This window comes from Sorangium sp. So ce185, assembly GCF_051526825.1.
Taxonomy (GTDB): Bacteria; Myxococcota_A; Polyangia; order Polyangiales; family Polyangiaceae; genus Sorangium; species Sorangium cellulosum_D.
This window is the reverse complement of sequence record NZ_CP150316.1, coordinates 11,483,650-11,497,500: the sequence shown is the minus strand read 5'-3', so window position 1 is coordinate 11,497,500 and position 13,851 is coordinate 11,483,650. Positions and strand designations below refer to the sequence as shown.

The 13,851-nt window shown below is 73.7% G+C and carries 10 protein-coding genes (1 of these 10 only partly in view); 2 read left to right on the top strand and 8 right to left on the bottom strand.

What is annotated here, in order from left to right:
* From WMF26_RS42395 to leuS, 7 genes are all read right to left on the bottom strand, one after another.
* Positions 1-155: the 5' end (the start) of a hypothetical protein gene (locus WMF26_RS42395; RefSeq protein WP_437951770.1), read on the bottom strand. Its footprint begins 652 nt before the window's first position; 155 of the gene's 807 nt are visible here — the first part of the coding sequence; the start codon lies at positions 153-155; the stop codon falls past the left edge of the window.
* 83 nt (positions 156-238) lie between these two features.
* Positions 239-2,905, bottom strand: a complete 2,667-nt coding sequence (locus WMF26_RS42390; RefSeq protein WP_437997356.1) for an MGH1-like glycoside hydrolase domain-containing protein — start codon at positions 2,903-2,905, stop codon at positions 239-241.
* Positions 2,906-2,976: 71 nt separating this feature from the next.
* Entirely contained in the window at positions 2,977-3,504 is a 528-nt protein-coding gene (locus WMF26_RS42385; protein WP_061628155.1) for a peptidylprolyl isomerase, read from the bottom strand.
* Positions 3,505-3,567: 63 nt separating this feature from the next.
* Positions 3,568-4,944: a hypothetical protein gene (locus WMF26_RS42380; protein WP_437997355.1), complete on the bottom strand. Its 1,377-nt coding sequence runs from the start codon at positions 4,942-4,944 to the stop codon at positions 3,568-3,570.
* Complete coding sequence (locus WMF26_RS42375) at positions 4,944-5,558, bottom strand: penicillin-binding protein activator LpoB (protein WP_020740473.1); 615 nt, start codon at positions 5,556-5,558, stop codon at positions 4,944-4,946. The genes WMF26_RS42380 and WMF26_RS42375 overlap by 1 nt, the downstream gene beginning before the upstream one ends.
* Positions 5,559-5,620: 62 nt before the next feature.
* A complete protein-coding gene (locus tag WMF26_RS42370; RefSeq protein ID WP_437951767.1) occupies positions 5,621-6,712 on the bottom strand; it encodes a trypsin-like serine protease in 1,092 nt (363 codons plus the stop codon).
* Between the two features lie 361 nt (positions 6,713-7,073).
* On the bottom strand, positions 7,074-9,638 hold the full coding sequence (gene leuS, locus WMF26_RS42365) for a leucine--tRNA ligase (RefSeq protein ID WP_437997354.1): 2,565 nt from the start codon (positions 9,636-9,638) through the stop codon (positions 7,074-7,076).
* Positions 9,639-10,351: 713 nt separating this feature from the next.
* Here leuS and WMF26_RS42360 point away from each other — a divergent pair.
* Together WMF26_RS42360 and WMF26_RS42355 are read left to right on the top strand one after the other, a co-directional pair.
* Entirely contained in the window at positions 10,352-11,548 is a 1,197-nt protein-coding gene (locus WMF26_RS42360) for a hypothetical protein (protein WP_437997353.1), read from the top strand.
* Positions 11,549-11,626: 78 nt separating this feature from the next.
* The gene (locus tag WMF26_RS42355) at positions 11,627-13,084 is read left to right on the top strand and encodes a UDP-N-acetylmuramoyl-tripeptide--D-alanyl-D-alanine ligase (protein WP_437997352.1); all 1,458 of its coding nucleotides are present in this window, start codon (positions 11,627-11,629) and stop codon (positions 13,082-13,084) included.
* A 40-nt stretch (positions 13,085-13,124) separates the two neighbouring features.
* On the opposite strand, the gene WMF26_RS42350 is transcribed toward WMF26_RS42355, so the two are convergent.
* Positions 13,125-13,745 (bottom strand): peptide deformylase, encoded by a 621-nt coding sequence (locus tag WMF26_RS42350; protein ID WP_437997351.1) that lies wholly within the window; start codon positions 13,743-13,745, stop codon positions 13,125-13,127.
* Positions 13,746-13,851: the final 106 nt, after the last annotated feature.

Sequence of the window (13,851 nt, the reverse complement as noted above, 5' to 3'; positions counted from 1 at the left end):
CCGATCTCGCCGAGCGCCTCCGGCAAGAGATGCAGCAACGCTATCGACGCCGCCCCGACCAGGGCGAACGTCCGGAGCGCAGACATCGCGCCCTCGCTGCGATGACGGAAGAGCGCCGCAATGCCGCCCAGCATGACGGCCAGCGCGAGGAGCAAGACGCCGAACGCCAGCGACACAGGCGCCCTCCTAGCACGGATCGGCCTCGAACCGGCGCCGACCGTGCATCTTGTGTGACGCGCTACGAATAGGGGAGGTGGTGGCGCCCCGCGCGGAGGATCAGATCGCCGACGAGGGCGGTCCAGCCGGTCTGGTGCGAGGCGCCGAGCCCGGCGCCGGTGTCGCCGTGGAAGTACTCGAAGAAGAACAGACGATCCCGGAAATGAGGGTCGCGGTGGAAGAGCGGGTGCTCGCCGTAGACGGGGCGGCGCCCCTCGCGATCGCGCTCGAAGATCGCGATCAGCCGTCGCTCCAGCTCGTGCGCGCCGTCGCGGAGCGTGCGAGGGCCGTGGCCGCCGATCGGGGGGATCGTGAGCACGTCGCCGAAGCCGTGATCGAGCCGGAGCAGCGAGCGGTAGAGCAGATAGCCGAGCGGGAACCAGATCGGGCCGCGCCAGTTGGAGTTGCCCCCCTTCATGCGCGTGATCGACTCGCCCGGCTCGTAACCGACCGTGTACTGCGCATGGCAGGGCTGCTCCAGCCCGAGCGAGACGGGCGCGGCCGCGTGCTCCTTCGAGAGCGACCGCGGGCCGAACGGCGAGAGGAACTTGTCCTCGTCGAACAGGTGCGCGAGCACCCGCTCGAGGCGCCCCGGCGTCACCGCAGAGAGCACCTGCCGGCCGTCCGGACGCACCGTGATCGCCTCGGCGAGCGCGGGGTTCTTGCGGAGGAACCACTCGGTCCGGCGCCGGAAGTTCGCGAGCTTGCCGTAGATCTCCGGCGTGATCACGTGCACGGCGCAGAGCGGGATGAGGCCCACCGCCGACCGGATCTTCACGTGCCGCGGCCTCCCGCCGGCGGTGAGGATGTCGAAGTAGAAGCCCTCCTCCTCGGACCAGAGCGGCAGCCTGCCGCCCTCCGCGTGGTGGAGCGCGTGCGCGATCCGCAGGAAATGCTCGAAGAATTTGCTGGCGAGATCCTCGTACGCGGAGTTGTCGAGCGCGAGCTCGAGCGCGATGCGCATGAGGTCGAGGCAGTACATCGCCATCCACGCGGTGGCGTCCGCCTGCTCGAGGCGCATCCCGGGCGCGAGCCGCTCGCTGCGATCGAAGAGGGAGATGTTGTCGAGGCCGAGGAACCCGCCCTCGAACACGTTGTGCCCCTCGGCGTCACGCTTGTTGACCCACCAGGCGAAGTTGATGAGGAGCTTGTGGAACACCCGCTCCAGGAACACCCGATCGCCCTCGCCCCGCTGCTTCCGCTCGATCTTGTAGAGCTGGTAGGTCGCCCAGGCGTGCACCGGCGGGTTCAGGTCCGAGAACTCCCACTCGTACGCGGGCAGCTGGCCGTTCGGGTGCTGGTACCACTCCTTGACCATCAGCTTCAGCTGCGCCTTCGCGAGATCGATGTCGAGCGAGGCCAGCGCGACCGCGTGGAAGGCGAGATCCCAGGCCGCGAACCAGGGGTACTCCCACTTGTCCGGCATCGAGATGACGTCGGCGACCGAGACGTGACGCCACTGGCCGTTGCGGCCCGAGAGCCGCTCGGGCGGCGGCGCGTCGACGTCGCCGCGGAGCCAGGTGTCGACGTCGTAGTGATAGAACTGCATCGTCCAGAAGAGCCCCGCCGCCGCCTGCCGCTGGATGGCGCGGCGATCCTCGGACAGATGAGGGCCCTGGACGGCGAGATAGTACTCGTCCGCCTCGCGGCGGCGCATCTCGAGGAGCTCGTCCGCGAACTCGAACGGCCGCTCCACCGGGTCCGGCGCGAGCCGGAGCAGGATCCGCCTGCGCCCGCCGGCCGGCACCTCGAGGCGGTGCCAGCTCGCGGCCTTGGTGCCGCGCAGCTCGGGGTTCACCCGCGACGCGTCGCCGTGGATGACCCGATCATGGAACGCGTCCTTCGCGTAGGGCGTCCGCGAGGGGGCGCCGTAGAGCCGCTCGTGGTTCGTCTCGTTGTTGGTGAAGAGCAGCTCCGGCCTGCCCTCGATGTAGAGGTGATGCGCGCCGTGCTCGGGGTGCGCCGCGCGCAGCATCACGTGCCCAGGGCCGCTCTGCATGGCCCGGATCTCCGGGACCGGGCCGGGCGGGTCGCTCCACGACCAGGTGTTGCGGAACCAGAGGTGCGGCAGCACGTGGATCGGCGCGGGCTCCGGGCCGCGGTTCACCACCGTGATGACCATGAAGATGTCGCTCGGGCTCCGCTTCGCGTACTCGACGATCACGTCGAAGTAGCGATCGCCGTCGAAGGCGCCGAGATCGGGGAGATCGACCTCGCCGTCGGAGAGGCCGCGCTCGCGCGCGGCGTCGATGAGCGCTCCGTACGGGAACTCGCGCTGCGGGTACCGGTAGAGGTAACGCAGGTAGCTGGAGGTCGGCGTCGCGTCCTCGTAGTAGTAGATCTCCTTGACGTCCTCGCCGTGGTTGCCCTCGGGCCCGGTCAGGCCGAAGGCCCGCTCCTTCAAGATCGGATCCCTCTCGTTCCAGACGGCGACGGCGAGGCACAGGATCTGGTGGCGGTCGCAGATGCCGCCGAGGCCGTCCTCGTTCCAGCGATAGGCGCGGCTCCGGGCGTGATCGTGCGGGAAATGCGCCCAGGCGTCCCCGTTCGCGCTGTAGTCCTCGCGCACCGTCCCCCAGGCGCGCTCCGACAGGTAAGGGCCCCAGTGCTTCCAGCGCAAGAGGCGCTCGCGCTCCTCTTCGAGGCGGCGGTGCTCGGCGGTCAGCGCGGCGGGGACGGTCCTCGTCATGCGAGCCACGCTAGGCGACCCGGGCGGAGGCGTCGAGCCCGCGGCCCCCGCGCGGACGGCCGCGACCGGCGCTACTCGGTGCGCTTGATGATGTGGAATCCGAACGGGGTCTCGACGACCTCGCTCACCTCGCCGACCTTCAGGGCAAAGGCGACGTCGGCGAAGCCCTTCACCATCACGCCGCGCTCGAACACCCCGAGGTCGCCGCCGCGCTCCTTGGCGCCAGGCTCGTCGCTGTACTCGGCGACCACGTCCTCGAAGGCCGCCCCGCCGCGGATCTTGAGGAGCGCCTCCTGGGCGCGCGCGCGCGCCTCGTCGCGCGTGCGGCGGACGCCCTCGGGCCTGCTCTTCGATCCGTCGTGCATGACGAGGATGTGCCGCGCGCCGATCTGCTTGGGCTGGCTCGCCACGAGCGCCCGCTCGCGCTCTTGCGCCGCGTCCTCCTCGGCCGCGCGGATCGGCGCGGAGACCGCGAGGCCGCCGCCGACCCAGGACGGCGAGGTGGCCAGCGTCCCGCAGGCGGTCGCGCCGAGGAGCGCGAGGGGAGAGCACGCCGAGAGCGCGCGGACCAGCACGGCGCGGAGAGCAGGGCTACGCATCGGCGCGGAGACTGCCGCGGGAGGGATGCGCCGGCAACCCTTCCGGCCCGCGCCCGGGACCGCTCAGCGCAGCACCATCGCCGGGACGAAGGCCCACCCGCCCGCGGCCACGGTCACCCGGGCGCGCCGCACCTCGCCCCGGGCGCTCACGACCACCTCGTGCGTGCCCGCGGGGACGCGGGTGCGCGCGATCGCGATGCGCGCGGGGAGCGTCGACCAGCCGCGCGTGTCCGGGGTGTCGAGCGCGGTCAGCGTCGCGCTCGTGAGCAGGCCGACGAGCAGGCCCAGCGGACCGGAGTCCTCCGCGGCCGCCTCGGTGGCGCCCTGGGCGGCCTCGCCCGCGGCGACGCGGGCGAGCGTCCGCGTGATGGCCGACAGGATGATCGTGCCCTCGCTCTTCTTCCAGGCCGAGCGCACCTGCGCCTCGATATCGAGGGCCTGCTCCAGCGGCTGGGAGCGCCCATCCAGCGTCAGGGTCGGGATCGCGTAGCCGCCCTTGCCCCGGGCGAGCGTCGGGTAGTTGACCCACGTGACGAGCCCCTTGGCCGCGAGCTCGTTGGCCCGCGCGCGATCGGTCGGGCTGATGTCGTCGGCGACGAACGCGAGCGCGAGCCCGATCGGCAACCGCTGCGGCACCTTCTGCGGCACGCGCCCGAACCCGACGACGACCACGAGCTCCGCCTCGCCGGCCTCGGCGAGCGGCGGCGGCGGCTCCACGCCCTCGATCTGGGCGGCGATGCGGGGCGTCCTCGGCTCGCCGCGCGTGAGCGCGCGGAGCGGGGCGCGGAGCGACGGGTACGGCCCGTGGCGGAGCGCGTCGTCGTAGTAGAGGAGCGCCTCGTCGACCTGACCGCTCTTCTCGAAGGCGAAGCCGGCGAGGTAGCTCCCGAGGCCGACGAGCGCCGTCTCGCCCTCGTGATCGCGCAGGTACTTCTGCATCACGGCGAGGCGGCGGGCCTCGACCCTGGCCCCGTTGAGGTCGCGCTGGGCCAGGTAGTTCATCATGTTGATGGTGTTGATGAGCAGCTTCTCGTACGCAGGCGCCTTGTACGGGCCCGCGTCGTCCGAGAAGAGGTATTTCCCGAGCTCGGCGGCGGCCCCGCGCGACATGTCGAGCAGGTCGATCGACTTGTCGGCCGCCCCGAGATCGCGCGCGGACAGCTTGTAGCGGTCCATGCCGAGGAGGATGTTGCCGCGGTCGAGCAGGAGGAGCGCGTTGTCGCCCTTCAGCGCCGGAAGCTCGGCCGCGCTCGCGACCTCCATCTGCTCGTTCAGCGCGGCCACCGCCTCCGCGGGCGCACCGCGGTCGAGCGCGGCGAGCGCGGTGCGCACGCGATCTTCGTGGCCGGCGCAGGCGGCCTGTCCGACGCCGAGGAGCAGCGCGAGAGGCACGAGGACCGCGCGCCCGCGCCCCCGGAGGCTCGCGTGCCGCCAGCGCATCACTCCTGGATGAGCGCCTTGGTGAAGGCCGCCTTGTTCTGCCAGGCCACCGCGCTCGTGGCGACCTCGATGAGCTGCATGAACATGAAGTACTGGACGCGGCGCTCGTCCTCGGTGCGCTCGTCGGAGGTGAAGACCTTGCCGGTGATGTAGTACTTCGCGCCGAGCTGGCGGTTGTACTCGGCGATGTGGTCCGGATCGAACCCGCCGCCGTGCTGCTGCTCGATCTCGGCGATCATCTGCTGCTGGCGCTCGACGCTCACCACGGTGACGAGGCCCGTGTTGACCATGTACGTCTCGATGTCCGACAGGAGCGCCTGGAGCTGGCTGTCGATGTGCTCGCTCGTCTGGTTCGACAGCGGGTAGATGGCGAGCGTGGGCCGCGAGCCCTCCTGCGCCCACGCCTTCGCGATGGGCGAGGCCATCAGCGACTTCAGGTTCTCGTGGAGGAGCTGCTCGATGTCGCGCTTGTCGATCCCCGTGCTCATCGCGGCGTCGTCGAGCCCCTCGACCTGGTTGCCGCGCACGTAGGTCGGCCCGCAGCCGAGGGACGTCGAGGCGAGCGCGAGCGCCGCGAGGAGCGCGGCCGGACGGATGATGGGCGAGCTGGGCATGGACACTCCGCAGGGTCTGGACGGGCGCATCCTAGCAGGCGAGGTGTGCGCCGGAGCGTCGATCAGGCGGAAATCGTGCTCCGCCGCGCGGCGCGCGCCCGCGGAGCCGCCGTCCCGGCGCGCCTCAGCGCGAGCAGCGCGAAGAGCGCGAAGAGCGCGCGTGCGGAGGCGGCCCCGCCCCCGGCCACGGGGCCGTGGGCGCACGAGAGCCAGCGCTCGTCGAGCGGCCGACGCGACGGCGATCGCTCCGCCAGGCCGGGCGCCGTGGCCCACCAGGGCGCGCCGTAAGCGCCGGCGTCGGCGGCGCGCGTTGCCTCGGCGACGAGCCAGTCGCGATGGGCGATCAGCCCGCCGTAGATGGGGTCGGAGCAGCCGGCCGGCCCGCGCGAGGTCACGCCGATGATCCGCCCGGCGCCGTCGAGCGCGGGTCCGCCCGAGTCGCCGCTGCAGATGCCGCTCTCGCCGCGCCACTCGCTGCCCGTGACGCGCTGCTGCGTCCCGCACCCGTAGCCGACGCACTCGACGCGGAGCCCGTCGCGGCGCCGACGCGCGCCGCCGTCGCGCGCCCTGCCCTCCGTGTCGCCGAAGCCCACCGCCGAGTAGACCTCGCTCTCCTCGGGCGGCCGGTCGAGGCGGGGCGCGAGGGGCGTGACGTCGCTGCTCGGGACCGGCGAAGCGAGGACGACGAGCGCGAGGTCGCGGCCGCACACGGCGTTGCCGTCGGGCGGGCTGAGCACCGCGCGCACGGCGAGCCACGGCGCGTCCGCGGCCCACATGGCCCGGCCGAGGGTGGCGTAGACCTGCGAGGCGTCGACCGGCTCACCGAACGTCGCCGTCTTGCAGGAGATGAGCTTCGGCGCCTCCGCGATGCAGTGCTGCGCCGTGAGCACCAGGTCGGGCGCGATCAGGGTGCTCGAGCAGGTCCGCGCGACGCGGCCCTTCCGATCCGTGATGATCAGCCCGGCGACCGCGCGATCTCCCGCGTCGGGATAGCCTCCCTTGATCTCCAGCGCGGCCTCGTCCGCGTCTTCCCCGCGCGCGGCAGGCTCGCCCGCGTCGCCCGCGCAGCCGGCCAGCGCGGCGGCGGCGAGGAGGTATCCAGCTCGGGTACACCACGCGGTGCTGTTCCGGAACACGGCAAGCCGCCGTTGCACGGCACCTGCCAGCCTGGGCTGTGCATGCGCCGCGTTCCTCGAGGCAGGAGAGGATTGCTTCCGAGGAAGCTCACGCGCCCGCCGAGCTGCGCAGCGCTGTGGTGGGCGCTGCGGCCGGCGCGCCGATCGGGCTCGTGGGGAGCCGAGCGCCCGACCCCGGCGCCGGCAGGGAGCCAGAGGTTCGCGATCGATCCTCCAGGGAAGGACGATGGGCGAGCTCGATCCTCCAAGGGAAGGGACGATGGGCGAGCGCGGACCTTCGGGATCCGGGAAGAGCGCGCCTCGCGCCGCCCGCTCGGAGCGTCCGTTCGCGACGACGTCGCGGCGTCGTCGTTCGTTCTGGCCGGGCGGCGCGGGCGCGTCAGCCGACCACGATGTTCACGATCTTCCCGGGGACGTAGATGAACTTCTTCACCTGCTTGCCCGCGGAGAGCGCCGCCACGCTCTCCAGCGCGAGCGCCGCGGCGCGCGCCTCGTCCTCCGAGGCCACCTTCGCCAGCGTCACCCGGCCGCGGACCTTGCCGTTCACCTGCACCGGGATCTCCAGGACGTCGTCGACGCAGAGCGCCTCGTCGTACGTGGGCCAGGGCTCGTAGGCGAGCGAGCGCTGATGCCCCGTGAGCCGCCACAGCTCCTCGGCGAGGTGCGGCGCGAACGGCGAGACGAGGAGGATCAGCCGGAGCACCGCCTCGCGCGGCGGCGAGGGGATCGCGTTCAGGTGGTTCACGAAGACCATCATCGCGGAGATGGCGGTGTTGAACGCCATGGCCTCGATGTCGCCGGTCACCTTCTTGATGGTCCGGTGGAGCTGCCGGCTCGTCGCGTCGTCGATCGCGTCCGAGAGCGGCCGCGTGCACGTCGCGAAGACGCGATCCCGGAACCGGACCACCCCCTGGATCTGGGCCGATTGCCAGGGCTTCACGGCCTCGAGCGGGCCCATGAACATCTCGTAGAGCCGCAGCACGTCGGCGCCGTAGGACCGCACGATGTCGTCGGGGTTGATCACATTGCCCCGCGACTTCGACATCTTCTCGTTGTCCTCGCCGAGGATCATGCCCTGGTGGACGAGCTTCATGAACGGCTCGGGGTGCTTCACGTGGCCGAGGTCGAACAGCACCTTGTGCCAGAAGCGCGCGTAGAGCAGGTGCAGCACGCCGTGCTCCGCGCCGCCGACGTAGAGGTCGACCGGCATCCACGCGTCGTACGCCGCCTGCGAGAACGGCTCGGCGTCGTTCTGCGGATCGAGGAAGCGCAGGTAGTACCAGCACGACCCCGCCCACTGCGGCATCGTGTTCGTCTCGCGCGCGTACCACGCGCCGTCCTTCTGGAAGAACCGCCAGTCGACTGCCCGCGCGAGCGGACCGGCCGGGTCGTCGCCAGGCCGGAAGTCGGCGAGCGGCGGCAGCTCGAGCGGCAGGCTGGCCTCGTCCACCGCGATCGGCTGGTCGTAGCGGATCGTGTGCGCGTCGCCCTTCCTGGGATCGCCGCCGGGATCGGCGAGCTCGACGGGGAAGTAGATGGGGATCGGCTCGCCCCAGTAGCGCTGGCGCGAGAAGACCCAGTCGCGCAGCTTGTAGTTCACCTCGCGCTTGCCGCGGCCGAGCGCCTCGAGGCGCTCGATGACCGCGCGCTTGCACTCCTCCGTCTTCAGCCCGTCGAACTCGCCGCTCCGGACCGCGACGCCGGGGTCGACGTAGGCGGCCTCGAGCTGGTCGTGCAGGGCGCCGTCGGGGCTCACCACCTCGACGATGGGCAGCCCGTACGCGCGCGCGAACGCGAAGTCGCGCTCGTCGTGCCCGGGCACCGCCATCACGGCGCCGGTGCCGTAGCTGCCGAGCACGTAGTCCGCGACCCAGATCGGCACCTCGGCGCCCGTGATCGGATGCACCGCGAACAGGCCCGTGTCGACGCCGGTCTTCTCCTTCGCGGCCCCGGCGAGGCGCTCGCGATCGCTCTTGCTGGACGCCGCGGCGACGTACGCGCGCACGGCCTCCCGGCGCGGCTCGGACGTGCTGCCCTCCGTCGACGTGATCCAGCTGGTGAGCGGGTGCTCGGGCGCGAGCACGACGTACGTGACGCCCATCAGCGTGTCGGGGCGGGTCGTGAACACGCTCACCGAGCCCTTGCTCCACGCCTTGACCTCGAACGTGATCAGGGCGCCCTCCGAGCGGCCGATCCAGGCGCGCTGCATCGCGACCGTCCCCTCGGGCCAGTCGAGCAGGCGGAGATCCTCCGCCAGGCGGTCGGCGTAGGCGGTGATGCGGAGCATCCACTGGCGGAGCGGCGTCCTGTAGACCGGGTGGTTGCCGCGCTCGCTCTTGCCGTCGATCACCTCCTCGTTCGCGAGGACGGTGCCGAGCGCCGGGCACCAGTTGACGCTCACCTCGTCCTGGTACGCGAGGCCGTTCTTGAAGAGCTGGAGGAAGATCCACTGCGTCCAGCGCACGTAGCGCGGATCGGTCGTGGCGAGCTCTCGCGACCAGTCGTAGCTGAAGCCCAGCATCTTGAGCTGGCGCTTGAACGTCGCGATGTTCCGCGCCGTGGTGTCGGCCGGGTGGGTGCCGGTCTCGATGGCGTGCTGCTCGGCCGGGAGGCCGAAGGCGTCCCAGCCCATCACGTGCAGCACGTCGATGCCGCGCATGCGGTAGTAGCGCGACACGATGTCGGTCGCCGTGTACCCCTCGGGGTGGCCGACGTGCAGCCCCGCGCCCGAAGGGTAGGGGAACATGTCGAGCACGTAGCGCTTCTCGCGCGCGCCGCCCGCGCTGCGGACGGCGCGGAAGGTCTCGCCCTCCTCCCACGCGCGCTGCCAGCGCGGCTCGACCGCGGCGTGATCGTAGCGCGCGGGCTCGCGCGGCTCGTTGGGAGAAGGTTCGGGGGAGGTGCGGGGGCCCATCGTCTCGGCGGCCATATCGCGACGAGCCATAGCACTGTGCTGCCGCGGTCGACAGCCGCCCCGCGGCGGCACAAGCCCGCGTCCCCGCGGGGGCGCCGTCACCCGTCCGCGGCGTGCGCCCCGCCATGTCGAGAGTTCCCGGCAAGCGTGGACAGCCCCTCGGTGCGAGCTCTGCCGTCGGGCGCGCCCGCGCTCGCGAGGCTTCGCGCAGGCCGCTGACGGAGCGCGCGTCCCCCGCACGCTGGATGCGAGCGCGCCGCGGGCCGGGAGCGCCGTCCGCTCCCGCGCAGGTGGCGGGGCGAGCGCACCGCCGCCTGCGCCCACGGGCGGAAGCGCGCAGGCGGCGGGGCGAGCGCACCGCCGCCTGCGCCCACGGGCGGAGGACGAGCTCGATCTTCGACGGGCCGAGCCCGGGAAGCGCGCCGCGCTGCTCCTTCGTCCGCAACGGGCGCCGTGGTCGCGGCGCCGCGCCGCGCATCCCCGGCGCAGCAGCGCCTCACGGGCGGGGCGACGCGTCAGAAGGATGGCCGGACGCCGAGACTTGAGGGTAGATTGAGAGCGCTGTTCCGCTTCAGTGTGAGGCGGAGGGGCCGCGTTGGCGGTCTCTCCGGGGCGCGCGGATGACCGACAAACACGTTCCATGGGGAGCCCCCGAGGGTGAGATGGCGGCGCAGTCAGGCCGGCCGCTCGCATCGACGCATGCATCAGGGATCCCTTTCCGGCCGCCGCCCGTGGCGCCGCTGATGGCGCCCGGGGTCCTCCGCCCGCTCTCCTCGCAGTACGCGCTCAGCCCTCGGCTTCAGCAGCACAGCCCACCCGGCTTCGCGGGACCGGCGCCGTCCGGGGCCGGGCTCGCCGGGCCCGCCGCCTCCGGAGCGGTGTATCCCGGGCCGGCGCCGTCGCCGCCCGCGTTCGCGGCGCCCGCGCCGTCGGCGCCCGGCCTCGCTGGGCCCGCGTCGTCGACGCCCGAGTTCTCCGCGCCGGCCTCCCCTCCGGCGGCGGCGAGATCCGGCTACACCCAGCCGCCCGCGGGGAACGTCTCGGCGCGCGGAGGGACGCTCCCGCCCGGGCTCGTCTCGCAGCAGGACGTGCTGTCGACCAGCGGCGTCTATTCTGCGAGCGGCCTCCCGTTCATCTCGGCGCCGCCGCCGTCGGACCCGGCGCCCCCGAGCCAGATGTCGTTCCAGCCTGCGCCGAACACGGAACGGATGCTGGCCGCGAACGCGGCGCAGCCGCCCCCTCCGGGGGCGCCGCCGGCGTTCGCGGGCCCCGGCTTCGGTCCGGCGGGTCCCCCTGTTCACGAGGCCGGGCGCACGCCGCTGCCCTCGCTGCACGCGGGCGTTCCGGCGCCGGCTGGACCGCCCTCGGCCGCTGCGCCCGCGCCGACCGTGGGCGCGGCGCCCGCCGCGGCGGCGCCCGGCGCGCCGCCGGCGGGCGGTGGGTGGGACGGCGCGTCCGCCGCGGGCGCGCCTCACGCCGCCGGCGGCTGGGACGGCGCGGCGGCGGCCGGCGCGCCCCAGGCGGCTCACGCGGCGATGCCGCCCGCCGAGAGCCCGTGGGCCACCACGTCGGCGCGCCTCGAGCTGCCGGCGCTCCCGTCGAGCTTCGTGCAGGAGCGCGCGGAGCCGCAGAAGCCGCCCGCCGTGACGGCGCCGCGCCGCGAGGGCGGCAGGACGGTCATCATCGTGCTCAGCGTGATCCTGGCGATCGCCCTCCTGGCGCTCGTCGGGATCACGCTGTGGCAGAGCATGGGCGGCGGCGGGCCCATCGCGATCGACTACACCGAGCCGGCCCCGACGACCGCCGAGACGTCGGCCGAGCCCACCCCGAGCGCGACCGCAGCGCCCGCCGCGACCGCAGCGCCCCGGCCAGCCGCGCGCCCGCGGCCGAAGAGCGACGACATCTACGACGAGATCGACAAGGAGAAGACCCGGCGCTGAGGCGGCTCGACGCGCGCGAGGCCGCGCGCCGGCGATTCGTTGGCCCTGCGGCCCGTTCCATGCTGGTGATCGCCCGCGATGGCGACGCCGATCCCGCAGAACCTTGCCCCGTTCACCCTCGACGAGCTGGCGCGCGCGACCGGCGGGCGCGTGCTGAGGGCCGGGCCGGCGGCGCGGGGCATCTCGACCGACAGCCGCACGATCGCGCCCGGCGCGGCGTTCGTCGCGCTCGCCGGCGAGACCTTCGACGGCCATCGGTTCCTCGGCGCCGCGGCGCAGCGCGGGGCGGCCGCGTTCGTCGTCTCCCGGGAGGCGGACCTGCCGCCCGAAGGCGGCGCGGTGCTCGTGGAGGACGGGCTCGCGGCGCTCGGGGCGCTGGCCAGCGCGCACCGCGAGCGGTGGCGCGGGGGCGCGCACCCGGACGGACCGCGGGCGATCGTCGCGATCGGCGGCTCCGCCGGCAAGACGACGACGACGCGGGCCATCGCGGCGCTGCTCGCGGGCGCGGGCCGCGGCGACGTGCACGCGACGGCGGGCAACCTGAACAACGCCATCGGGCTGCCGATGACGTTGCTCGGGCTCGAAGACCGCCATCGCTTCGCCGTCGTCGAGATCGGCACGAACCACCGCGGCGAGGTCGCGGCCCTCGCGCGGATCGCGGCGCCGGACCTCGCCGTGCTGACGTCCATCGGCGTCGAGCACACCGAGGGGCTCGGCACGCTGGAGGACGTCGCCGCCGAGGAAGGCGATCTGCTCGCCGCGCTGCCGGCCGACGGGGTCGCCCTCGGCAACGGCGACGACGCGAAGGTGGTCGAGCAGCTCGCGCGCGCCGGCGCCGCGCGGCGGATCACCTACGGGTTCGGCGAGCGCGCGCAGATCCGGATCGCGGGGCGACGGCCGGTCGGGGTGCGCGGCACCTCGGCACGGATCGAGCGGGGAGGGGAGGCGCTGGAGATCGTGGTCCCGCTGCTCGGGGAGGCGGGGGCGCTGGCCGCGGCGGCGGCCGTCGCCGCGGTGGAGGAGGCGCTCGGCGAGCGGCTCTCGACGGAGCGGGCGGCGCGCGCCGCCGCGGGGCTCGCGCCGCCGGGCGACGGGCGGCTGTCGGTCCGCGAGCTGCCGGACGGCACCGTGATCATCGACGACAGCTACAACGCGAACCCCCTGTCGATGCGCTCGTCGCTGAGGACGGCGGTCGAGCTGGCCGAGGCGCTCGGCAAGCGGCTCGTCCTGCTGCTCGGCGAGATGCGCGAGCTCGGCGCGCTCGCGGCGGCGGAGCACGACGCGCTCGGCGAGGCGGTCGGCGCCGCGCGCCCCGCCGCGCTGATCGCCGTCGGCGGCGAGGCGGCGCGGATCGCGCGCGCCGCCGAGGCGGCCGGCGTGCGCGCGTGGTTCGCCGGCGACGCGAGCGCCGCCGCGAGCCGGGCGCTTCAGATCGTCGAGCGCGGCGATCTGGTGCTGGTGAAGGGCTCGCGCGGGATCAGGATGGAGCGGATCGTGGAAGACCTCGCCGGGCGCGGCGCCGGCCCCTCGCCCTGAGCGCGGGCGCCGCGCGGGCGCTCGCCCGACGGGCGCGCGGTCACGCGCCGAGCGCGGCCCGCGCCTCGGCGACCGACTGGCCGAGCAGGACCTTCGCCTCCTCGTTGCTGCAGAAGGAGCGCGAGATCATGCGATCGACGTACAGCGTGCCGCGGAGGTGATCGACCTCGTGCTGGAGGATCCGTGCGGGCCAGCCGGTCGCCTGCCAGCGGACCTCCTTGCCGTCCGCGTCCACGCCGATCACCTCGACCGACAGATCCCGCTCGACCAGCGCCATGTAGCCCGGAACGCTCAGGCAGCCCTCGAAGAACGCCGCCCGCCCCGCGCCCGCCGCGTCGGCCGCCGCCGGCAGCGACGGCGCGAGGACCTTCAGCGTCGGGTTGACGATCACCTGCAGCGGGAAGGGCACGCGGCCGCGCTCGGCGCGCTGCTCCGGCGTCAGGCGGGACATCAGCGCCTCGCTGTCCTCGAGCACGATCACCTGCTGACCGACGCCGATCTGCGGCGCGGCGAGCCCCACGCCGGGCGCCTTGCGCATGACCGCGACCATCGTCGAGACGAGCTGCTTGAGCTGCTTCGTCCCGATCTCCTCGGGCGGGACGGGCGCGGCGGGCTTCCGCAGGACGGCTCTGCCTGCGAGGACGATCGGGGGGAGCTCCATGCCGCCGGGATGAACCGGTGCGCCCGCGGGCGCAAGCGCCGCCGGCGGGGGGCGGGCGCGCGATGTCCTCGCGGCGAGGCGGGCGTGAGGGTAGAGGAGCGGCGCC